This window comes from Caulifigura coniformis (assembly GCF_007745175.1).
In the GTDB taxonomy this organism is placed as follows: Bacteria; Planctomycetota; Planctomycetia; order Planctomycetales; family Planctomycetaceae; genus Caulifigura; species Caulifigura coniformis.
On the sequence record NZ_CP036271.1, the window covers coordinates 6,738,311 to 6,761,146 of the forward strand.

The window sequence follows — 22,836 nt, forward strand, 5'->3', positions numbered from 1 at the left end:
GGGCGGATGGACGGGCGCTGCCTCATCTCCATTGTTCGGACGGGGGGCGGCGAGGGACAGAAGGTAGCGGAGAGAGGGGCGTGTTCCGATGGTGACTCCAACGCGAAGCACCCCGGCTGCTTTGAGCAGCCGGGGTGCTTGTCCGTTGAGTCAACCTCGCGGAAGCGTCAGTGGCCGCGGCGTTTTCGGGCTCGGCCTTTTTCGCGCGGGGGGCCGGAATTTGACCCCTTCGATGGGCGCGGGCGGCCGGGCTTGGAACCCGACTTCTTCGGTCCGGAAGAGCGGCGGGTTGATGGCCCGGGGCCTTCGACCAGCCGCAAATCGAGTTCACGGCGATCGATGTCGACGCGGGCGACGGCCACGCGGACAGGGTCGCCAAGGCGGATCGTCCGGCCCGACCGCCGGCCGGTCAGGCAATGCCCGGCCCGATCGTAGTCGTAGATGTCGTCGCGCAGGGTGGTGATGTGCACGAGGCCTTCGGCCGGCATGGTGTTGCCGCGGCAGAAGAACCCGTAGCGATCGACGCCTGTCACCGTCGCATCAAACTCTTCGCTGATCCGCTCGTAGAGATACTCCAGGAGCTTGATCTTCTTGAGCTCGCGCTCCGCCTGCTCGGCCCGCCGTTCGGTGTCGGAGCAGTGCTGGGCGACCTGGGCCAACTCCGCCCCCCGCGGCACAGAATAGGTCCGCGTGCCGGTAATCCGTCCGATGAGCTGGCGGTGGATCAGCAGGTCGGGATAGCGGCGGATCGGGCTGGTGAAGTGCGCGTACTGATCTTCGGCGAGTGCGTAGTGACCGGCGACTTCCGGTGAATAGACGGCCTGCTTGAGGCTGCGAAGGAGTGCGTAGTTGACCGCACGGCCTTCCGGCAGTGGGCGGACCTTCTCGAGCAGGGCCTGCAGTTCCTTGCGGCTCTGCACCTGCTTGACCGGATGGCCGACTGAGGCGGCAAACTCGCCGAACGCCTTCATCTTCATTTCGCTCGGATCGGCGTGAACGCGGCGGACGAACTCGTCCCCCCGATCATCGAGGAAGGTCGCCACGGCCACGTTGGCCGCCAGCATGAACTCTTCGATGATCTGGTGGCTTTCGTCGTCGTGTTCTTCATGAGCGCCGGTGACGCGGCCTTCCTTGTCGATCTCCAGCTCGATGTCGCCCATCGAGAGCTCGAGGGCCCCTTTCGCGAAGCGGCGTTTGCGAAGGATCATCGCCAGCTCGAACATGTCGAGCAGCAGCTTCAGGACTTCGTCCGAAACATCCGTCGCCTTCTTCGGGTTGTTGATGATCGGCATCACCTGCTCATAGGCGAACCGCTGCTTCACCTTGATGGCCGTGCGCGCGAAGCGGGTATGAACCGGGATGCCTTCCGGCGAATACTCGATGAACGCGCTAAGCGTGTAGCGGACGTGGTCGGCCTGCAGGCTGGCCAGCGAATTGGAGATCACCTCCGGCAGCATGGGGATCACGTGCCGCGGCAGGTAAACGCTGTTGCCGCGGCGCTTGGCTTCGACATCCAGCGGCGACCCGGGCGTCACGAAGTACGACACGTCGGCGATGTGCACGCCGAGATGCCAGTGGCCATCATCAGTCCGATGGAGCGAGATGGCATCGTCGAAATCGCGGGCGTCGACGGGGTCGATCGTGATGATCGTCTCGTTCGTCAGGTCTTCCCGGTCGACGAAGACTTCCTCGTCGATCGTGAGGGCCTTTTCACGGGCCTCAGCGAGAACCGCTTCGGGGAATTCGGTCGGGAGACCGAACTCGTGGATGATGGTCAGCAGGTCGACGCCGGGCTCGCCGCGCGCTCCGAGGACCTGAGTGATCACCGCCTCGCCATGCCGGTGGGGCGTGGGGAAGCGGACCATGTCGATGACGACCTTGTCTTCCGGCTGGGCGCCTTTCGCGCCGGGGTCGCCGAGCCAGACGGGATCGGCGAACTGCTTGCCGTCGATCATGACCCAGGCCTGCCCGTCGTCTTCGTAGTAGACGCCGACGAAGGTGGTCGAGGCGCGTTCGACGACTTCGACGATGCGCCCCATGCGGCGGCCGCCGCCCATGCGTTCGGCCATGAATTCGACGAGCACGGTATCACCCGTCTGGGCATCGCGCATCTGCGACGAGTCGATGAAGATCTCGACGTTGTGATGCTCGCGGTTGGCGCCCTGGGGGAGGACGAAGCCGTCGCCGGCCGCGGTCCGCTTGAGGGTTCCGACGATCTGGCGACCGCTGGATGCAGCGCCCTTCAGCAGTCCCTTGCCGGCGATGATCTTGCCCGATTCGGTCCGGCCGAGCGTGCCGGCGGCGACCAGCTGGTCGACCTTTTCTTTGAATTCTTCGAAGCGTTGTTTCTTGATGCCCAGGGCTTTGGCGAGCGGCTTGGCCTTCTCGGGCTTATAGCCGGGACGGGAGATGTAATCCCGGAGCAGTTGTTCAATCGGAAGAGGCAATCAGTTTTCCTTGGAGAGAAGTCAGGCGACGGCCTGTGTTTTCGTAAGAGCACCCGCGAAACCCAATTCAGCAGGCGGCAGTCGCAGCAGATTTTCAGATTTGGATTTTTGTTAATCCTAGCACCCACAGTACTGCGTTACAGGGGAAAAGTCGCTCCCGCAGGAAAAGGGATCACCAAGCCGCGATGACGTCGGAATCTCAGGGTCATGACTGGAATGCGGTCAAGTGCGTCATCACCCCATCCGCCATTGGGCTTGCGTTCTTTGCGGTGGCTGCTGCATTCCCGAATCGTGACGTCGTCTCCGCGACCGTGGGGGCGACAATCGCCTGCACATGGTCGGCGGTCGGAATTGGGCTCTACGGAATGGTGAGATATCCGTCGAAACACCTGCTGGTGGCGACGCTCTTGGCAATCGCTGGTGCAATGCTGTCAGGTCGTTTCTTCTGGGACCTCGCGATGACTGGTTTCCTGCAAAGGGTTGAGTAACGACGGACTACGCTTTGCGTTTCTTCGACCTCACCGGCTTCTTTTCCATCGCGTTCTGCACTGCCAGCGCAATCGCCTCGCGCACTTCCACTGCTTTCGCGGCCTTGAGTTTCACCGACGTGTAACCCATCCGGCCCCAGCCACCTTTCGCCGGCTCGAACACCATGGGTTGAGACGAGCACACCATCGATTGCTGGTCGGCCGACAGCTTCACCATGCCATACCCCTCATCAGGCGACCCCAGGCTCGCGATGATACGGCCGTTCGCCCGGAAGTCGGGGTGGCCCATATGCGAGCTTTCGATCACTTCGGGGCGTGACAGCGCGAGCCTGCGGAACTGATCGGGTGTCATGAGATTGCTTTCAGCCGTTCCAGTGATGCGAGAGTGCGTCGTCGATGGTGAAGCGATACAGCCGCGGGCCGCTCAGAAAGGTCAGGGAGTCGCCGCGCCCCCTGGCGGCGGGCGCTCCCAGCGACTCGCCATCAACTCCCTTGAGTTCGAAGCGAGCGAGCTGCACTGCCTTGCCCGTTCTCGCAAGTTCGAAGAGGCAGAAGGCACTGCGATCGTGGTATCCCCCGTCCATGAGCGCATAGCCGTAGGCGACCGCGAGCGTCGAGTTTCCGGCGACGGATGTCTCCCAAACACCGTGGACGTGACGGTCGTGGAGATGAACCAGCGGGAAGCCCCGGTAGTAGCTGAACCACACATCCCGATCGGTCGCGACGTTCATGGCATAACAGTCACAGATAATGTCGAGCGGGCCGGTCGGTTCGAATTCGTACTCCCTCGTTCCGTGGCGGTCCCAGGCCACGAGCCCCGATCTTCCGATGGGATCCGTCCAGCCGTAGTTGCCAAACACGCCTTCATCGAAATACGAGGTCCAGATGGCTGCCTGTGACGTGGTCTGCAGCGACTGGATTCCGTCACCGAGAAGCATTTCGCGCAACGGGTTTCCCTCGCGGGAGTAAACCCGGCCGTTGCGGTCGGAGTCCTGGCCTCCGCGGTACTGGCAGCGGGCGCAGGCCAGAAGCAGTTCATCGCCCAGCGGCTGCACATGATGGATGTTGAAGGGCTCCCCCACGATCGTGACGTCCAACTCGCAACCAATGTCCCCCACGGCAAGAACCCGATATGTTTGCGGTTGGCGGCCCTTCGTTTTCCCGACGCTGCGTTGCGGTGTCTCAATCCGGTAGTCCGCCGGTTTTCGGGCGAACGCCAGATACGCCGATCCGGCCGGCCCAACATCGAACGCAACAGATTCTCCCTGGGTCTGTTCGTTCGTCAGTGTCCACCGCGGGAGTAATTCGACCTCAAACGTTGGTCGTGACATCATCCGGCGTCGCCCTTGTTGAAGTGAAGCTGCAAAGGACACTTCGTTGAAACTGATTGTCGGTCTTGGAAACCCCGGTCGCAAATATGCCGGGACGCGGCATAACGTCGGGTATGACGTGATCGCAGACCTCGTGAAGCGGACGAGCGCGGGGACGTCGAAGCTGCGCTTCGAATCGGAGATGTGGGAAGCGAACATCGCCGGCGAAAAGACTCTCCTGGCCTGTCCGATCACCTACATGAACCTGAGCGGGCGGGCGATCCAGCAGATCCTGGCGTTCTACAAGCTGGCTCCGGCCGACCTGGTGGTGATCTGCGACGACCTCAACCTGCCGGCCGGTAAGCTGCGCCTGCGCAAGAGCGGAACGGCCGGCGGCCAGAAGGGGCTGCAGAACACGATCGACATGCTGGGAACGACCGAGTTCGCCCGGCTGCGGATCGGCATCGACCGCCCGCCGGGGCAGATGGACGCGGCGGCTTACGTTCTTGCGAAGGTGCGACCTGAGGAGGCCGAGGTCCTGGAATCGGCCGTGTGGAAGGCGGCGGACGCGGTGGAATCGATCGTGAAGATCGGCGTCGACCTCACGATGAACACCGTGAATGCGGGAGCATGACTTGAGGAGGCCGGTTGTTTCCTCCTGTGAGCGCCGCTGAAATCGCAGCCGAGGTGACCGCTGATGTCCGTGGTGACGGCCGATGTGATCGTGATCGGGCTGGGGGCGATGGGCGGGGCCGCGTTCCGCAGCCTGGCGTCGCGCGGTCTGCGGGTCGTCGGCATCGAGCAGCATTCGGTGCCGCACGCGCTCGGAAGCTCGCATGGCGAGACGCGGATCATCCGCAAAGCCTACTTCGAGCATCCCGATTACGTCCCGCTGCTCAGGCGGTCGTACGAACTGTGGGGAGATCTGGAGACGGCAATCGGGCAGCAGCTGTATCACGAGACAGGACTGCTGCTGATCGGCCCGCCTGATGGGGAAGCGATCCCCGGCGCGCGGCTGGCGGCCGAACGACATGGCATCGCGATCGAGCCTCTCAGCGCGGCCGATCTGCGGCGGAGGTTCCCGTGGATCACGCCGCGGGAGGGAGACGAGTGCCTCTTCGAGCCTGAGGCGGGATTCCTCGAAGTGGAGCGCTGCGTGGAGGCGCAGGTCCGGGACGGGGAGCGACGGCAGGGGACGGCGGCGTGCGGGGAACGGGTCGTCGAGTGGTCGGCCGAAGGACGCGTCGCACGCGTGGTGACGGACCGGGGTCGGTACGAAGCGGGAGCGCTGGTGATCGCCGGCGGACCGTGGGCGTCGCGACTTCTGCACGAGATGCATGTGCCGCTTGAGGTCGTGCGGAAGCCGGTGGTGTGGTTCCGAAGTCGGCCGGGCGCCGTCGCGCCGACGTGTGGTTTCTTCGTCGAGCAGGAGGGGCGGGCGTTCTATGGCGTTCCTTCTCTCGAACGGGGGATGACAAAGCTGGCCGAGCACACGGGAGGCAATGTGGTCGAGGACGCCGACCGGGTCGACCGCCTGCTGCGGAGTGAAGACGTCGGGCCGCTGCAGACGTTCGCGGAAACGACGCTGCGGGACATCGATTCGACGCCGGTTCGATCGGCGGTCTGCCTGTACACGCTGACGCCGGACCGCCACTTCGTCATCGACCAGCATCCCGGGCATGCGAACGTGGCGGTGGCATGCGGATTCTCGGGGCACGGGTTCAAATTCGCCCCCGTCGTCGGCGAAGCGCTCGCGGATCTGGCCGTGCGCGGAGAATCGGCCCTCCCCATCGGTTTTCTCCAGAACCGGTCGTGGACCTGAGGGGCGACCCGCAACCTCGCGGAGCGGGTTTTCCCCGGACACACCCGCATTTTTTCGGGGTTTCCGGGGTCGCCGACTGTGGGTCAGGGGGCGATAATAGTGGCCGAAGGGCGTGCTCCGAGGTGACCTATGACGCGATGGACGTTTCTTGTCGCCGTGATTCTGGCGACCACAGCCACACGAGGATTTGGCCAGCTGCCGATCAGTCCGCTGAGGTCGGCCCAACTCAAATCCGCCCGGAATGATCTTCGCCGCCAGAACGAACAGGCGCAGCGTCTGCAGCAGGCCGAGCGCGAACTGGCGGTCCAGGAGCGGCAGGCGATTGCGGAGGCCTCGGCCCAGGTTGCGGCGGCGAAGATTGCGCACCGCAACGCGGGCAAGGACCTGACGAAGGCGCGCGACACGGCGGCTCAAGCCATCGAACAATCGCTGGGGCTCAAGGCGGCGACGGAGGAACTGGCCCGGGCCCAGGCCGCTTATCGTGAACTCTCAACGCCGGTGCTCGAGATACTGAAAGCGTCGGCCGAGTTCCAGGACGCGGAGAAAATCTCCGCGGCGGCCAAAACTGCGATCAAGGAACTGCAGGCCGATACGTCGGTTGATCCGATGACGAAGAAGTCCCGCCTGTCAGACCTGGTGGGCGAATCGCTGACGGCGTCGAACCTGGAACGGGTCACGCTGAAGAAAGATCCGCGGGTGAATGCGGCGCGTGAGCGTCTCGACGCAGCCCAGCAGAAAGTGGCCGACCTGCGCAAAACTGCCGCCGAAAAGGGGGAGAAGGATTCGTCGGTCGCGGCCGCCCAGGAAGGGGTGAAATCGGCGCATGAGGCGGTGCAGGCTGCGGAGGCAAACCTCGCGGCGGTGAAAAGGAACGGAGTGGTGGCCGCGCAATTGCTTCAGGCCGGGGTCGTTCCGCCCGGGGCCGACAAGGGTGGGAAGGGCCCGGGCAAGGGGGAGAAGAAAAAGTGAATTCGCGAGGCCCGGTGACGATTCCCGGGTGACGACGAGGCGGGAATTTGCCGTCACCGAGGGTTAAACGGCGGTGATTGGTACGGTTTTTCCCCTGACGAGTCCTGTTCCTTGTTGTCGATTCGTCTGATACCTTCTGCCGCTTCAATTGCGATTGATTCGGAAGCGACGGACCGGAGCACACGAACCGGGTCCCGCTTCGCGGTGTGGTCGCAGACGAGCGACCTGAGAGTGAGTGTTTCGACTTATGCGTGGCGCGGCGAACTTGCGGACTGCAGGCGGTTTGCCGCCCGTTGGGATGTGGAGCGCATGTGAAGGAGGCTCCGTTGGATAACGCTGCCCCGCATGGCGCCGTCGCGGCCAAAAACGCGAGTTCCGCTGCCCGTTCCCGCGGCCCCGAAGCCCACGGCGTGAGCGCGACCGGGTCATCCCGTTCCGGCCGGAACGGAACGTTCTCGACCATGGCCTTTCCGGATCCGCCCGCGATCCGTTCGCAGCTGGCAGACGCCGCGGAACGACACGCGGCAGGTCTGCGCTCGGGCGATGCCAGCACGAAGCCCCAACTGGAGCGGCTCGCGCGGGTGGTCCTGTCGGACTGCAACCAGCCGGACAAGTATCTCGGTTACGTGATGGTGCTGCTGGGCAACCTGACCCGGCGGGACCAGTTCCTGGCCGTGCCATTTTCCCGGCGACTCCTGCTGCATCCTCCGGGCGAACTGGCGACGACCGGACCTCTGAACTCGCTGCTGAAGCGGGCGGAGCAGCTCGGCTACCAGGTGCTGTCGGCCGAGGCGACGCATGACGTGCTGGGACGGCTGCTCGAAGGACGGGTCGATGCCATCCTGGGACTCGCGTCGCTCGAGGACCTGGAACGGGCGTTCGATCATTCGGTGCTGTCGGGAGTGGCGTCGTTCGCGGTGCCGCTGCCGTTGCGCCCGCCGGTCGCGGACGATCTTGAAGGTTCGTGGCTGACGGACGTGCTCGAGACCCAGGTGTCGGCCCGCGTCCAGGAGCCGGATGGTTACCTGGCGGCCATGCGGGCCGCGGCCCGACTGTTCCGTGAAGACTTCGAACGACTGCTGCCGCGGATTCACAGCAAGACTCCTGCCGCGGCCAGAACGCCGCTGGGGATGACCGAGGACGCGGCCTATGACTGGCTGGCGAACGGTGGAAAGCGGTTTCGGCCGTTCATCACGCTGGCGGCCTTTGACGCGGCTTCTGGCGGGGGCCTGCTTTCGGGATCGAAAGCGGACGGGCAGCCGTTCAGCGATGCGGTTTGCCGCGTGGCGATGGCGATCGAAGCCTTCCACAAGGCGTCTCTGGTCCACGACGACATCCAGGACGACGACCTGTTCCGCTACGGGCGACAGACGCTGCATCGCAGCCACGGCGTGGGGCCGGCGATCAATATCGGGGACTACCTGATCGGGCTGGGCTACCGGCTGGTGAATTCCTGCCGGGGCGAACTCGGGACGGACGTGGCGAGTGACATCATCGAAAGCATGTCGCAGGCGCACCTGCACCTGTGCGACGGGCAGGGGGCGGAGATGGCCTGGCGGGATCATCCCGACTGGTCGCTGACGCCTGCCGACGCCGTGCAGATGTACGCGCTCAAGACGTCGCCCGCGTTCGAGGCGGCGATGTTCGCGGGGCTTCGGCTGGCGGCGCCGGCGGAGGGTTATCGGGACACGGTGACGGAGTTCTGCCGCGAGCTGGGGGTCGGATTCCAGATCGTGAACGACCTGGGGGACTGGGTCGGCGATTCGAACAACAAGATGGTGGCCGGCCAGGATGCGCTGGCGCTGCGGCCGACGGTCCTTTTGGCATTAGCACTGGGAGCGGCCACCGATGCTCAGCGGCAGGAAATCCGCAGCAGGCTCGAATCGGAGGTGAACGACGCCGAGCAGCTCGAGCGGCTGCGGGGCCTGTTCGCCGAACTCGGCGCGTTTCCCGCCGCGGCGCGGATGGTGGTGGCATCGCGGGCGCGGGCCCAGGCGCTGGCCGATAGCGTGCAGCCGGCCCGACTGCGGCAGTTGTTCCAGTTTCTCCTGGATACAGTGCTGCCGGCCGACCAGCCGATTGGCTTGCTTCTGGAAAACGGCGCAACTGCTGACGCCGCTTCCTGAAGCGTCGAGTTCTTTCCGCCCGTGTGAGGGCCGAATCGGCGCTGCGGCGCGCGTTCCCGCGGGCAAATCGGCATTGCCCTGAAAAACGTCTGTGGGTTAGCGTTCGATGGCGCGGGGCGGAGTTTTTGGGGTGCGGATTGAACGCGGCGATCGTCTCTCTGGCGAGCCGTGATGACATCCTCAATCAGCGGCGAAAGGGGCATGGACGCCCATGAAGTTCACGGATTTCTCAATCGACAATTTCGGGGCCCTGTCGAAGTACTCTCTCCCTGAGATTGCACCAGGGCTGAACGTTCTGCATGGACCGAACGGCTCCGGGAAGACGACGCTGCTGCAGTTCATCCGCGGCATCTTTGCCGGGTTTGCCGAGGCACGGCGACGGCAGCTGATTCCCCCGGTCGGGAGTGGCGCCGCCGGTGGCACGATTGGCGTCGAATGGGGCTCCCGCCGGCTGGCCGTCATTCGCCACAGCCGACCGGATGAATACGAAACCCTCGCGATCAACGTCCGGCAGGGAGTTGCGGATGAAGGACAGTCGCTCCGCAAACAGATCGAGGCGTTCGACGATGAACGACTCAGCGTGCTGTTCACCGCCGGGAGCTTCGACGCCAACTCGGTGGAAGCACTGATCAGCCTGGCGCGGCAGGATGGCATCGACCTGTCGACGGTCGTCGGGAATGAGCGACCGCTGTCGACGCGCTTGACGCACCTGCACAGCCGGCGGTCGCTGCTGCTTCGCGAGATCGGCGAGCCGGGCCGGCGCGGGGAACTGCTGCTGCTTTGTGAAGCGATTGAGCGCGAGGCGCTGGAGATTCAGCGTCAGGCCGACGAGCGCAAGGCGGACCTGCTGCGGGCGCGAGTCGACGTGGAGCAGAAGCTGGCGGCGCTGGACCGTGACATCCAGGCGCTCGATCTCGACTGGCAGGCGGTTTCGACCGACCTGTCGGAGTGTGAGGATCGTCTCTGGAACGCGACTTCCCGGACGGTCGTGGACGTCGTGTATCTGCAGGAGGCCGAAACGCCGTCTGTGAATCCGCGGTTGCCGGAGGTCGAGGAACTCGATCTGCGGATCGAGCACCTGCGGAAGGCACTCAAGGATCTGGCGGCTTCGCGACACGAACTGAGTCGCGAAGCGGCTGAGAACGCGGGTTCGGACGTACCGGACCGGTTCGCCTTCGCACGCCGGCAGCGGGACGCGCTGCGGGTGATGCAGATGCAGTTGCAGGTGCTCAGCGGAACCGTGCAGTGGCTGGCGTCGGCGCGCCTGGCGGGCAGTTGCGTGTGTGAAAACCTGGGCGAACGACTGGGGTCGGTCGTCGATGAGATGCGGCGGCAGGTCGAGTTTTCGTGCCAGGAACTGAGCCGTCAGCAGACCGCCTGGAAGCTCGAGCAGAGCCGTACGGAACTGGCTGCGGTCGATGCGTGCGAACAGGGATTGCGGAAGCAGATCGACTGGCTTCGCATGCGCCGGGAAGAACTGCTGGAAGAAGCGGCCCATCCGCTGATGAGCCGGTTGGCGCATACGGTGACGGCCGAGCGGCAGTACTGCGGATGCCCGCAGCACAGCGCCACGATGCGGGCGACGACGCCGAAGGTCGTGACGCGGCGCACTGTCCGGGAGCGCGAGGACGTCGTTTCGAACGCTCGTCCGGGCGACGTCGACCTCCAGACGGCGCTCATGGAGCGCCAGTCGGCGCTGTGGAGCGACTGGCAGTCGGCCATCCGGCTATCGTGTGAACTGGAGATCCGGCGGCGGAGGGTGATCGAGGAGCATCGCTCGATCGACATCGACGCTGCGCTGGCGGACTGCGAGCGACGTCTCCAGGACGCCCGCCGCGAAGTCGATGAACTCCAGGCGAAGCACACCGAGCTGGCGGCCATCGACGATGAGATCCGCACCGTGGAAAGCCAGCTGGTTCGCGACAAATCGAGCCGGGTGATCTCGGAAGCGTCCGAGCATCTCGACCTGCTCACGCTGGGACGTTATCGCGCGCTGCGCACCAGTGAGGACGCGACAAAGCTCCAGATCATCGCCGAGAACGGATCGCCGTATGTGGCGAGCGCTCTCAGCCGCGGAACCCTGTTTCAGGTGGCCCTCGCCCTGCGGGTCGCCCTGGTGGACGAGTATGCCCGCCGCGGCCTGGAATTCCCGCTCGTCCTGGACGATGTGCTGGTCGACAGCGATGAACATCGGCTGGAAGCGGCGGCGCACCTGCTGAGCGCCGCGGCCGAGCGCGGGCGACAGATTCTGTTCCTCACATGCCAGGATCATCTGGTCGACATGCTGGAGGATCGGGGCGCGGCGATTCACACGCTGATCGGGGCGACGAGATCGCGGGCCGCGCGGGCGCCGTTCGTACCCGCCGCGCCGGTGGTGTCCATTGCTGCGACTCCGGCCACTGTGCCCTCGACGACAGAAGTTCCCCAGGACGCGCCCCGCAAGGTCGTGGTGACGCCGGCCGATCTCAGCGACGACGATCTGCGTCTGGCCACGGAGATTCCGTCGCTTTCCGCATCCTCCGCAGCGCTGCTGGCCCACGAAGGGATTCACACGCTGAGGCAGGTGCTGGACCTCGACCCGCGAGCGGAAGCGACGCTGCTGGCGCGGCTGGGGATCTCGCGGATCGATCTCGCGACGTGGCAGGCGGAGGCGGCCCTGCTCGATGGCCTGCCGAATGTTTCGAAAGAGGACGTGCGGCTCCTGGCCGCGGTGGGAGTTCACGGGCCGGAGAAGCTGGCCCGGTTCACGGCGGAGGTGCTTTGGCAGCGGATCCAGAGGTTCCGGGGTTCGACTCCGCAGCCCTGGCACGCCTGGATTCGCGATCGCAACAGTTGGCCTCGCGAAGACGAGGTGGCGGAGTGGATTCGCGCGGCGCGGCGGGTGCGGGACGAACAGGCCCCCCGGGAAATCCTGGCTCTGGCTCGTGGAGACGCGGAGGACGATTCCGACAATCAAGACCCCGATGACCAGGGACCGAAGCCGGCGGGCGAGGGCGACGGCAGCTCACGAAAGCGAACCCGTCGGTCGCGGCGCTCCCGATTCACGGCATCATCGAATGCCCGGTCGCGTGGATCAGCGTCGGCTGAGACGGACGCGCGGTATTTCCTGACCATCGACAGCCCGATCGTGGATGCTCCCTCGATCGGCCCGAAGACAGCCCGCCTGCTGAACCGGGCCGGCGTGCAGACCGTGATTCACCTGCTGCAGCGCGATCCGGCGGAGCTGGCCGAGAACATCGCGGATCGCGCGATCACGGCCGAGGTGATCACCGGCTGGCAGCAGCAGTCGCGTCTGATGTGCGAGATTCCGGAACTACGGGGTCACGATGCGCAGCTGCTGGTCGGTTGCGGATTCCCGACGGTGGATTCTCTGGCGACGTCCGCGCCGGGAGAAGCGTTCGACGCGATTGCGATGCTGGCGAAGTCGAAGACGGGGCAGCGGATGCTGCGGTCGTCGGCCGCGCCGGAGCGTGAAGAGATCGCGGCGTGGGTCGAGTTTGCGCGGTCGAGGCAGGATCGCCGGGCGGCGTAGCGCGTCTTTGCGTTGCTGTAGTGGATGGGACTCGAAGCGGAGCTTCGACGAGGGTGCGTGCCCAGGCTCCAGCCTGGGCACGAGGACACCGTCAGCGTTCAGCGTTGCTTGCGCCTGGGACCGCGGTACGGCGGGCGCCCGGGCGGGTGTGGCTGCGGCTTCTCGGCGGTGTGTGCGCGGCGGGCGACTTCGCTGATGAGGATGGCGCAGGCAACTCCGACATTGAGGCTTTCCACCGCTCCGGTCCCCGGGATCTGGAGCGATTCATCCGCGAGGGCGGCGATCTCGGGAGAGACGCCGTGGACCTCGTTGCCGAGGATGATGACCGACCGCGGCGTGAGGCCCGCCCTGTAGAGATTCCCTCCGGCGCCACTGGCGGTCGCGAAGAGGCGGTATCCCAGCCCCTTCAGTTGCAGAAGAACGGTTGCGGGATCATGGAGTCGGGCAAGGGGGACTGTCTCGGCGCCGCCTTCGGCGACGCGGGCCGCGGAAGCGGTAACGCCTGGGAGCTGCTCGCGCTGGCCGAGGACCGCGCCGATGCCGAAGTGGGCCGAGGTCCTGAGGATCGCTCCGAGGTTGTGCGGATTCTGGACGCCGTCGAGGTAAAGGAGTGAGCCAGCGACTCGGCCGGTGCGGATCGCATCGAGCAGGCGGTCGTCGGTGAGATCGACCTGCCGGCGGGCGAGGACGACGATGCCCTGGTGGTGAACGGTTTCGGCCAGGCGCTCGAGGTTCTCCTCTTCGACGATGTGATAGGCGCGGCGCTGCTCGGCGCACCATTTCAGGAGCGCGCTGAATTCCTTGACGCGCGGCTGGTCGACATAGACGCGGATGATGTCATCCGGCCTTTTGGCGAAGAGCGCGTGGCAGGCGTGGCGGCCGTGGTATTTCTGCTCGTCCTGATCGGACGGGCGAGGGGACGGACGTCGACCGCGATGCTCCTTCGCTCCGTGGGGCCTGGGGCGGGCGTCCTTCGGGCGATGTCGATCGGTGGAGCGGTATTTCATGGGTCGAGTGGAAGGTTGGCGTCGTCGTTGCGCGGGAACGCGCGACACCTGAGCGGCTTCGGGAATCGGTTCGTGGACGCCGCTCTTACTTCAGCGCGGCCAGCTTCTCGCGGAGGACGGCCTCGAACTCGTCACCGCGGTCCTTGTAGGGGCGGTTCCTGAGATACCAGTCGCCCCAGGCCTTGAGAGCCGCGTTGCGCCAGCCTTTGAGCGTGGCTTCGCGAATGTCGACGCCGGCATCGAGGGGAAGGCCTTCGAACGGATCGAGCTGCAGGTCGAAGCCCGCGGGTTTGCGGCTGATCCAGCAGAGGGCGTTGTGAGCCTCGATGTTCACGTCGACATCGGGATCCTCGAGCGCCGTGATGAGGTAGCGGGCGAGACTCAGATCGTTCGTTCGGCCGAGTGCCCAGGCGGCCGTGCGGCGAATCTCGACGTTCGGATGCTGGATCAGTTTTACCAGCAGGCCCTTCTGCTGGATGAGTTCGCGGCGATCGCCGATCTGAACCTGCTCGACGAACTGCTCCTGGACATCTTCGATGTCGAGGTTATCGGCCTTGGTGAGGGAGGCGAGGAGTTGATCGAGAGGCGTGGCCGGCTTTCCGTCGGTCTTGGCCTTCGCAGTTCCTCCGTTGGCGTCGGGGAGTCCGCGGCCTCCCTGGAGGAGGCCATTGCCGAAGGTGGCGATCGGGTCTCTGCGTTTCAGCAGCTTGGCCGTCGATTTCGCGAGGGCGAGGATGGCGAGCGAGGTGTCTGAGGGAGTGTTTCCCCAGCTGCCGTCCATGTTCTGCTTGGCCACCAGCACGTCGGAAATCTCGTTGTACCACTCATGGGAGCCGATCGAGCTGATGTTGACGAGGGCCGTCATGCGCTCGAGGGAGTAGAAGTAGTAGGCGTAGAAGCCGGGAACGGGGTTTTCGATGGTGAAGCGCGGGACGATCCAGGCGTAGGCGCGCTTCATGGCCTTGGCGGTTCCCTCCGGAATGCCGGCGGTGTCGCCAAGGGGGCCAGCTGCGGGGGGGAGGTTGACCGGGACGGCCTCGAGAACGGAGTTGTTCTTGGCCACGGCAGGCTTTGGCTTCGGCGGCGATTTCGGTCCTTCGCTTTCGAGGTTGGGAGGGACGTCAGACAGGTGCATCCAGGCGATGGACATGCTGCCGACCGCGTTGACCGTCATGTTCAGGACGGAGGCGCCGCCGCCGAAGCCCTGGGCCGTTCCCGGCTTGTAGCTGAAGCCGCCGTCGTTGTTCTGGATGGAGAGGTGCCACTTGATGGAGTTGCTCCAGACCTCGGGCGGCGAGGGGACATCGGCGCGGGCACATGCCCAGAGCCCCAGAAGGGCGTAGTGGGTCACGCTGGTGTCGCCGCGATCCATGATGCCGGGGTAGTCCCACGAGCCATCGGCCCGCTGTCCCTGCTCGATGAACTTCTGAATCGCGATCAGCTCGTTGCGGTATTTTTCCCCATCGAGATCGGCGAGGAGGACGGCGTCGACGCCGGCGATGTAATAGCACTCGCGATGACCGGCCAGCCCGTAGCCCTTGGCGGGATCGATGCGTTTCTGGATCTCGCCGATGGCATCCTGGATTTCAGGAGTCTGCGGGGGCATTCCTGCCTTGAGCAGGGCGAGAGCCGCGATGGTCTTATAGCCTTCGTGGTAGCTCGCGAAATTGCTTCGGACGGACGCCGCGGCGCGGCCGATCGCCTGTTGCTGGCGGGCGGCATCGGCGGCCTGAAGGGCCTGCGGGAGACCACAGAGAAGCGCGAGGGTGAGGCAGGATCGAAACATACGCAGAACCGAGACGCGAAGGGTGTTCGGGCCCGTTCGAACGCGCGAACCGGGGGTTTGAGTATAACGCCCTCGGGAAACCAAGAGCGAATTGAATCGCATCCGGAGGGTTTCCCGGTGTTGGTCGTTACCGGCCTTTCGGGAGGACGTTCGGCAGGTGTCCGGCGATGGTCGCATCGAACGATGCGGCGGGCCGGGACCAGAACTCGATCCAGTCGCTCCAGCGGATCGCTGTGCGGGCGAAGAACAGGTCGTCCGTTTCGAGGCGCGGGAGCTGGTAGCGTTCGGCGAGGCGAGCGGGGCGGGGGGAGAGAGTGCGGGAGTCGCTGAACGGGTAGGTGATTTCGGCTTCGAAATCGGGCTCGGGCCAGACGACGAGGCCAGAGTCGGCGATGTCGTAGGAGTGGTAGCGGCGGTGGAGGGCCGAGGCGAGGTGTTCGCGGACGATGTCGACGCCGCTCAGGGCGTAGAAGCCGGCGACGGCGATGCCGCAGGCGATTCGTCGCTGCGTGCCGAGGAGATCGAGCCAGCCGGTCCCGTCGATTCCGGCAACGAGGAAACCCGATTGCTCGGCAAAGGTGGCCTGGAGGGGATCATCGGGGAACCGTCTCGAGGCGAGGGACCACTGGATCGTGTTGGCCGTCACGTGGATCTCGGCGACGTGCAGTTCTCCTGCGTCGACCAGCCCGGAAGCCTCGAGCAGGTGGATCAATTCGCGTTCGACGAAGTGCTGGAAGTCGCGTTCGACGTGGTGCAGCTTCTCGTGTGCGCGGGCGATCGCGGCCCGCTTGCCGGAATCGAAGCGGCGCTCGGCCCTGCGCAGTTTGGCGTAGCCCTTGGGAAGGGCCCCGGAATGGAAGCCGGGCCGGAGAAGGCGAGTGACCGTTTCGCCGTGGGAGCCGACGATGGTGGGCTTGAGAGTGGGGCTGCGATTGGCGGCGTACAGCCGCCAGTTCTCCTTCAGCTCCCAGACGAGAAACCCGAAGACGCCGGGGATGCCGAAGATGATCGCGCCGGCGACGGTGTTGGCGTAGGCGTGCCCCATTGCGGGCGCGAGCTGGCCGGCCAGCATCGGCTGCATGGGGAGGATGATCTTGTGGGAGACCGTGACGACGGGGAAGTGCTTGATGGGGTTGATCTGCGGCTCGATCAGCAGCGTGACGCAGAACCGGATCAGGTAGGCGATGAAGCTCCAGAAGAGACCGAGCACCGCCTTGATGACGAGCGTGACCTGCGATTCGCCGCTCTTGAAGCGGAGCCATTCGTCGACGGCGTAGAGGACGCGCTCGATCCACTCCATGACGCGCTTGAAGAAATCCATGATTCCTTCAAACAGCGCGACGAAGATGCGGACGCGGACGGTGTACCAGGTCCACTCGAACCATTCGGCCGTCGTGGCTTCGAAGGTTCTCCCGATGCGGCTGTTCAACAGAACCATCGAGAGGCCGAAGATGATCGACGCGACGGCCCAGGGGTTCTGCGCCACGAACGTCGAAGGCCCGCGCGCCAGCGGGAAAAGGATCGCCGTGACGAACAGTGGGAACAGGAGATGCCGTCGGAAGGCGACGATGGGGCGGCTGCGCAGGAAGGCCTTCACGGCCGGCTGCTTGAGCAGTCGGGCCGGAATGTCGAAGGCGACCCCTTTCAGGACGCTCCAGAACGACGAGAACCCCCGCCCGATGACTTTTCTCAGGGGAGGGCTATGGATCAGCGCCAGAAAGAAAGTCCCCACCGCGCCCAGGACGGGGATCGTGATCTCGGGGGTCTTTTTGGAGACGAGGGGCTGGTGCGGGAATCCGGGAACGAAATGTTTGATGAGTTCGAGCAGGTGATCGAGGCCGGCGAGCACGATGTAGGCGCCGCCGAAGGGGACGATCAGGTAGAGGGTCAGCCAGCGGCCGACGGGTGTCCCGAAGGTGGCGCTGCTGAGTCGCTGGAGCCAGCGGAGGTAGAACTCGCCGCGCTGGTAGACGCCATCGAGGACGGAATCGAGCCGGCGGTCGAGCTGCAGGAGGGGACCGCCGGTGAGGAGGTCGCGGTCGGAGAGGTCGCGGAACTTGAGCTGGTTGCGGGAGATCGCGTCGCGGAGGTGACCGAGGTTGAGGTGTCCCTGGTCGGCGATCACATCGAGGCATTCCTCGATGACCTTGGTGCGGGCGACCCGTTCGGGGACGTTGGCCGGTTCGAGCTTCACATCGGTCATCGCCCCATCAATCACCGGGCGCAGACGATCGCGGAGCTGAATTTCGGCTTCGTCGGCTGCGTGGTGCAGCAGATGCGAGAGGGAGTCGCGGAGGCGTCCTGTGAGGCGTGAGGAGGTGAGCCGGCGGATGGCGGACTTGAGATGCCGGCACATCATCACTTCGCGCTGGTAGGGCAGCTTGCGGCGCAGCGGGCGATTGCCGAAGGAGCGGAGCCACTTCCAGGAGTCGACCACGAAGACATCGCGTTCGTGGTCGAGGACGACGCGCTGGAGGTCGTAGAGCAGCCGGGCGTCGGGGTTCCAGAAGCCGGGACGGGCGGCGGCCAGGAGGGCGAAGAGGGCTTCGGTCCATTCCTCGGCCTCGTGATCGGCGAACCGCAGCGCCGCCTGGAGGCGGAGCGTCAGGGCGGAGATTTCCCGGCGGGCGTGCAGGACGGCGTCGCCGGAGAGGAGCGAGGGGGAGTGATAGGCGGCCTGGAGCCACAGCCGCGCGGCGCGGGCATTGTTGCCGCGGGCGGACGCTTTCACCGCCCGTTCCCCGAGGCGGTGATAGCTTTGCGGTCCGCGGGGCTTTTCGTCGTCGTCGGTCCACCAGAGCGAGGCGCCGGGCTCATCCGCGGGGGGCGGGGAGAGCGGCTGGCGGGGGGCACCCTCGACATGGGTTTCCACGAGAAGCTCGTCGCTGTTGAGGTAGCCCGCGAGGACTTTCTCGGCGGCGGACACATCCCCCAGGCCCGGGAAATAGGCATCGAGCCAGCCCGGTTCGAAGTGCTTGAGTTCAAGGAAGACGGCCGCGAACTCGATGAAGGCCATCGTTCGCGTGTGATCCGGCGGGAGATACTTCTCGCGGCGGAGCATGACGTCGATTTCGTCGAACGCGACCTGGCCGATCGCTTCGACGTGCTGTCGGACGAGCCGGTCGGTCAGGCGGCCGGTTTCGAGGGCTTCATCGAGGGCCCTGTGGACGCGGATATGGAAGAGCATCCGCCAGTAGCGGAGACAGAGTTCGCTGGCGCCAAGTCGTTCGAGTTCGTCGTCTTCAGGCCGCGCGAGCAGGAGTACGTGCGGTGGGAGGGCGTCGTAGCTGGCGAGTCCGAGTTCATCGGGTTCGAGCAGTTGCTGGGCACGGTTGGCGGCGAGTCCCCAGGACTTGCGATGGGGGATGTTGAGTCCCAGGCCGGTGAGGCCGAGATCCTGTGTGATGACGCGTTTCAGGACTCGCTGGGCGATGGGGAACGCGGTGGGGTCGGCCGTCCGGACCGCCGCATCGGCCTGCTCCAGGCGCGAGGAGGCCTCGGCGGAGAGCGGTCGGGGAGGAGAGGCGACTGGCACGATAGACGGATCAGCAAGCGGGCGAAGGCGTTCCGGGGGGAGAGACAGCCCTTCCAAGGATCACCGGGCCGCATGCTACTTTACCCGGCTGCCGGCGCTCGACAAAACGGATTGCCAGCGACCACCGCCAGGATGTGGCGTTTCTTCACGGTTCCCTATGAAAACCATTGCCCTCCTTACACTTTCCAACGTGTTCATGACCTTCGCCTGGTACGGACACCTCAAGCACAAGGCGACCCTGACGATTCCGCTGGCCATTCTGGTGAGCTGGCTGATTGCGCTCCCGGAATACTGTTTCCAGGTGCCGGCGAACCGACTGGGGTCGGAGTCGATGACGACCCCGCAGCTGAAGATTCTGCAGGAAGTGATCACGCTGTTGGTGTTCAGCGTGTTTTCGGTGTGGTACCTGGGGGAAAAGATCCGCTGGAACGATTGTGTGGGTTTCCTGTTCATCCTGGGGGCGGTGTTCTTCGTGTTCGCCTTCAAGGAGCCCTCGGGGGCGACCGTCAAACCCGTTGCAGTCGTCGTGAAACCTGAGGTGGGGGTGCTGTCGGACGGCGGCGTTCGTTGAATTCCCGGACCGGGGTCGGGTAATTTAGCCGGACCGGACGGGCCGCTCTTGATCGGGTTGCCCCCGGTGCAGTTCGACGTTTCCAATTCACTTTGAACCGGCGTCTCAGCCGGATGGACTCGCGAACGAGGCGTGAAGAAAGCCATTCGTGGACGGCGCTTCGGCGCTGTGCTCGACCCGACGAATCAAGCGGTGGAAACTGACATGGAAGCCTGGCTGTCCTGCATCGCCATATGGATTCGCACGTTGTGCGAATCGATGGGCGAAGGAGGGACCTCCGGAACTTCGTCAGCCTCGCGGCGGAGTCGAAGCCGAAGCTGGCGGCCGTTTCTGGCAGTCCAGCCGGCGTACGCAATCGCTCACGGGGCACGACGACGGAGCCTCCCAGCATCCGGCAGCGCGAACCTGTTCGCGCTGTTTCCGGATGGTCGAGGGTCATCTTCCTTTCTCATGGCCATGCGATCCTGTCGCGCGGCTTTCAGGGCGTTGTGGCGTCGCGCCACGTTTCGTCCTGACTCCCACCCGACCGGCGGGCTTTCCTGAGAAGAGTTGATCAGCGCGGCCAGGCGGCCTGACGCGGGGAGCCATGATTCCCGGCATCAGGCGGCCTGATCGAACGATGCTCTGCTTCGCGCTTCGGACGCCGGCGTCTCTCCGCCTGACGTGCCGTATGAGCGCACACCATGCAACAAGCCTGGCCGTTTATCGCCCTCCTGATCGGCGGGGCGATCGGATTCTTCTTCGATCGGCTCCGACAGGGAGCGGCGTTCAAATCGCGAGAACAACTTCTGGTCGATGCGCGGCGTGAGGCCGACGCCATCGCGAAGCAGGCGGAACTCGACGCCAAGGAAGCGCTGCTCAAGCGGAAGGAACTGCAGGACCGGGAACTGCAGTCGACGCGCGACCAGCTGCGGAACTCCGAACGGGCGCTCGACAAGCGCGAGGCGACGCTGAACGAGGTTCACGAGGACATCCGCAAGAAGGAAAAGATGCTGCAGACGACGCAGCAGCGCCTGGCCGAGAAGGCGAAGGGGGTCGAAACACGTGAGAAAGAGCTGGAGCGGATCATCCGCGAGGAACAGGAAGAACTGCACAAGATCAGCGGGCTGACACGCGACGTTGCGGCGGAGCGTCTGCTCAAGCGTGTCGAACAGGACCTGCAGAACGAAACGGGGAGCCTGATCCGGAAGCACGAGCAGGAACTGAAGTCGAACTCGGAGCGGCTGGCCCGCGAGATCATCGGGATGGCGGTGCAGAGGTACGCCTCGACGCATGTGGCCGAGACGACGGTGTCGACGGTCGACATTCCGAGCGACGAAATGAAGGGGCGGATCATCGGCCGCGAAGGCCGCAACATCCGGGCGTTCGAACTGGCGACGGGCGTGGACGTGATTGTCGACGACACCCCGGGCGTGGTGGTGGTGTCGGCGTTCGACACGGTGCGCCGCGAAGTGGCGAAGCTGTCGCTGCAGAAGCTGATTCAGGACGGCCGCATCCATCCGCAGCGGATCGAAGACGTCGTGAAGGAAACGACGAAGGAGATGGACGCGCGGATCCTGGAATTCGGGAAGGCCGCGGCGGAAGAAGCCGAGGTGCCGGGGCTGCACGAGAAGATCCTGCAGTTCATGGGACGGCTGAACTTCCGCGTGAGCTACAGCCAGAACGTGCTGCGGCATTCGATCGAAGTGGCGCATCTCACAGGGATGATGGCCGAGCAGCTGGGCCTGGATGCGGCGATGGGGCGTCGCTGCGGGTTCCTGCACGACATCGGCAAGGCGGCGGACCATGAAATGGAAGGGGGCCATCCGGCGATCGGAGCGGATATCCTCAAGCGGTACGGGCAGGGGGTGGAAGCGGTCCATGCGGCGGCGGGACACCATGACGACATTCGTCCCGAATTCATTTACACGGTGCTGACGGCCGCGGCGGATGCGTGTTCGGCATCGCGGCCGGGAAGTCGCCGGGAGACTCTGGAGCGGTACATCAAGCGCCTGGAAGACCTGGAGGCGGTGGCCTATGGATTTCCGGGAGTCAGCCAGGTGTACGCGGTGCAGGCGGGCCGCGAAGTGCGCGTCATCGTCGATCCGAAGAACATCACCGACCGGGGATCGGCCAAGCTGGCGCGGGACATCGCCCAGCAGATCGAGCAGACGATGACCTATCCGGGCGAAGTGAAGGTCGTGGTGATGCGCGAGACGAGGGCAGTGGGCGTGGCGAAGTAGGGATTCGCAAACCGGAATGCGGTCCGGAGGGTGCATTCCTCTCGCCAGTGAACTCCCGTCCTCCCTAGAATTGTCATGGTGTCCGCGATCGCTTTTCGAGATGAGCCATGTCCGATGCCCACGATGCGATCCTGAAGGCAGCAATGGAGTTGCCTGTGGATGAACGATTCGCACTGGCCGAGAAGCTGTTTGCTTCGATGCCGGACGAACCGGACTTGTGGGACATCGATGATCCGGAGTTCATTGCGGAACTTCGCCGACGCGCAAACGACGGACTGCCGACGATTCCGTGGAGCGAAGTTCGCAAAGAGCTGTTTGCTGATGACGATCGGTGATCAGGTTCCACCGCCATGCCCGGACGGAATTGAACGCGGCAAAGTCGTGGTATCGTTTTCAGTCGGCGGACGCCGCGTTTCGCCTGGCCTGTGACATCGACCTGGCACTCGAGTCTGTCGTTTCGTCGCCCGAAGCATGCGATCTGGTCGACGATGACTTTCGCCGAATCCATCTGCGAAAGTTTCCCTATCACATCATCTTCAAGGTGACGCGGCCGGGAGATTTTCTCGTGCTGGCGGTCGCGCATGATCGGCGGCGGCCGGATTACTGGCGGCGGCGGGTTCGGGCGTGAGTTCAACCTCGCAAATTGTCGCGGGCCGAGGGTACGATTTCCTGCTGGTGCTTTTGCCCTGTCTGAACGGGTGGCGCGTATGTCCATTTCCCATGACGACGTTTTGCGGGCCGCGTTGCAACTGCCGGAACACGATCGGATGCTTCTGGCGGAAGAGCTGATTGAGTCGGTGCCGGAGGCCGACGACTCCGGGGAACTGAGCGAGCCGGAACTGCTGGCCGTTTTGACGGCAGCGACGACGGAAACGCTGGCCTGGTCGCCGGACATCGTGGCCTCGCTGTCGTGACCGGCCTGGGGATCGCCGAGGCGTCCGGCCACGACGAATGGGTCCCGGCCGGGTAAGATGGGGTTCAGGCGCATGCGCGCAGTTCGAACCTCTGGCCGGCTTGTCTC

Annotated in this window: 16 protein-coding genes and 1 pseudogene; 11 read left to right on the plus strand and 6 right to left on the minus strand. The window is 64.9% G+C overall.

All coding sequences use genetic code 11. The features are described from left to right. Positions 1-167: 167 nt before the first annotated feature. On the minus strand, positions 168-2,447 hold the full coding sequence (rnr, locus tag Pan44_RS27070) for a ribonuclease R (protein WP_145034847.1): 2,280 nt from the start codon (positions 2,445-2,447) through the stop codon (positions 168-170). 185 nt (positions 2,448-2,632) lie between these two features. Between rnr and Pan44_RS27075 the strand changes: the two genes are divergently transcribed. After that, positions 2,633-2,935 carry a hypothetical protein gene (locus tag Pan44_RS27075; protein ID WP_145034848.1) on the plus strand — a complete coding sequence of 101 codons (303 nt, stop codon included), beginning with the start codon at positions 2,633-2,635 and terminating at the stop codon, positions 2,933-2,935. Positions 2,936-2,942: 7 nt separating this feature from the next. Here Pan44_RS27075 and Pan44_RS27080 read toward each other — a convergent pair whose 3' ends face one another. Next, the gene (locus Pan44_RS27080) at positions 2,943-3,287 is read right to left on the minus strand and encodes an RNA-binding protein (RefSeq protein WP_145034849.1); all 345 of its coding nucleotides are present in this window, start codon (positions 3,285-3,287) and stop codon (positions 2,943-2,945) included. 10 nt (positions 3,288-3,297) lie between these two features. Next, complete coding sequence (locus tag Pan44_RS27085; protein ID WP_145034850.1) at positions 3,298-4,269, minus strand: hypothetical protein; 972 nt, start codon at positions 4,267-4,269, stop codon at positions 3,298-3,300. Positions 4,270-4,312: 43 nt separating this feature from the next. On the opposite strand from Pan44_RS27085, the gene pth reads away from it, so the two are divergent. From pth to Pan44_RS27110, 5 genes are all read left to right on the plus strand, one after another. Further along, on the plus strand, positions 4,313-4,879 hold the full coding sequence (gene pth / locus Pan44_RS27090; RefSeq protein WP_145034851.1) for an aminoacyl-tRNA hydrolase: 567 nt from the start codon (positions 4,313-4,315) through the stop codon (positions 4,877-4,879). Positions 4,880-4,942: 63 nt separating this feature from the next. After that, a complete protein-coding gene (gene solA / locus Pan44_RS27095) occupies positions 4,943-6,067 on the plus strand; it encodes an N-methyl-L-tryptophan oxidase (RefSeq protein ID WP_145034852.1) in 1,125 nt (374 codons plus the stop codon). Between the two features lie 129 nt (positions 6,068-6,196). After that, positions 6,197-7,036 carry a coiled-coil domain-containing protein gene (locus Pan44_RS27100; RefSeq protein WP_145034853.1) on the plus strand — a complete coding sequence of 280 codons (840 nt, stop codon included), beginning with the start codon at positions 6,197-6,199 and terminating at the stop codon, positions 7,034-7,036. Between the two features lie 326 nt (positions 7,037-7,362). After that, positions 7,363-9,162: a polyprenyl synthetase family protein gene (locus tag Pan44_RS27105; RefSeq protein ID WP_145034854.1), complete on the plus strand. Its 1,800-nt coding sequence runs from the start codon at positions 7,363-7,365 to the stop codon at positions 9,160-9,162. Between the two features lie 211 nt (positions 9,163-9,373). After that, positions 9,374-12,694: a DUF4332 domain-containing protein gene (locus tag Pan44_RS27110; RefSeq protein WP_145034855.1), complete on the plus strand. Its 3,321-nt coding sequence runs from the start codon at positions 9,374-9,376 to the stop codon at positions 12,692-12,694. Between the two features lie 98 nt (positions 12,695-12,792). Here Pan44_RS27110 and Pan44_RS27115 read toward each other — a convergent pair whose 3' ends face one another. From Pan44_RS27115 to Pan44_RS27125, 3 genes are all read right to left on the minus strand, one after another. Further along, entirely contained in the window at positions 12,793-13,701 is a 909-nt protein-coding gene (locus tag Pan44_RS27115; RefSeq protein ID WP_145034856.1) for a TrmH family RNA methyltransferase, read from the minus strand. 85 nt (positions 13,702-13,786) lie between these two features. Then, positions 13,787-15,487: a HEAT repeat domain-containing protein gene (locus Pan44_RS27120; protein ID WP_197453710.1), complete on the minus strand. Its 1,701-nt coding sequence runs from the start codon at positions 15,485-15,487 to the stop codon at positions 13,787-13,789. Positions 15,488-15,614: 127 nt separating this feature from the next. Beyond that, positions 15,615-19,022 (minus strand): hypothetical protein, encoded by a 3,408-nt coding sequence (locus tag Pan44_RS27125; protein ID WP_145034858.1) that lies wholly within the window; start codon positions 19,020-19,022, stop codon positions 15,615-15,617. Positions 19,023-19,179: 157 nt separating this feature from the next. On the opposite strand from Pan44_RS27125, the pseudogene Pan44_RS27130 reads away from it, so the two are divergent. From Pan44_RS27130 to Pan44_RS27150, 5 genes and pseudogenes are all read left to right on the plus strand, one after another. After that, positions 19,180-19,500: pseudogene (locus tag Pan44_RS27130) on the plus strand (DMT family protein); the annotation flags it as partial. A gap of 776 nt (positions 19,501-20,276) precedes the next feature. After that, complete coding sequence (rny, locus tag Pan44_RS27135; RefSeq protein ID WP_145034860.1) at positions 20,277-21,815, plus strand: ribonuclease Y; 1,539 nt, start codon at positions 20,277-20,279, stop codon at positions 21,813-21,815. A gap of 107 nt (positions 21,816-21,922) precedes the next feature. After that, positions 21,923-22,150 (plus strand): hypothetical protein, encoded by a 228-nt coding sequence (locus tag Pan44_RS27140; protein ID WP_145034861.1) that lies wholly within the window; start codon positions 21,923-21,925, stop codon positions 22,148-22,150. Then, positions 22,147-22,443, plus strand: a complete 297-nt coding sequence (locus Pan44_RS27145; protein WP_145034862.1) for a type II toxin-antitoxin system RelE/ParE family toxin — start codon at positions 22,147-22,149, stop codon at positions 22,441-22,443. The genes Pan44_RS27140 and Pan44_RS27145 overlap by 4 nt, the downstream gene beginning before the upstream one ends. A 79-nt stretch (positions 22,444-22,522) precedes the next feature. Next, the gene (locus tag Pan44_RS27150; RefSeq protein WP_145034863.1) at positions 22,523-22,729 is read left to right on the plus strand and encodes a hypothetical protein; all 207 of its coding nucleotides are present in this window, start codon (positions 22,523-22,525) and stop codon (positions 22,727-22,729) included. The last annotated feature ends 107 nt before the right edge of the window (positions 22,730-22,836 follow it).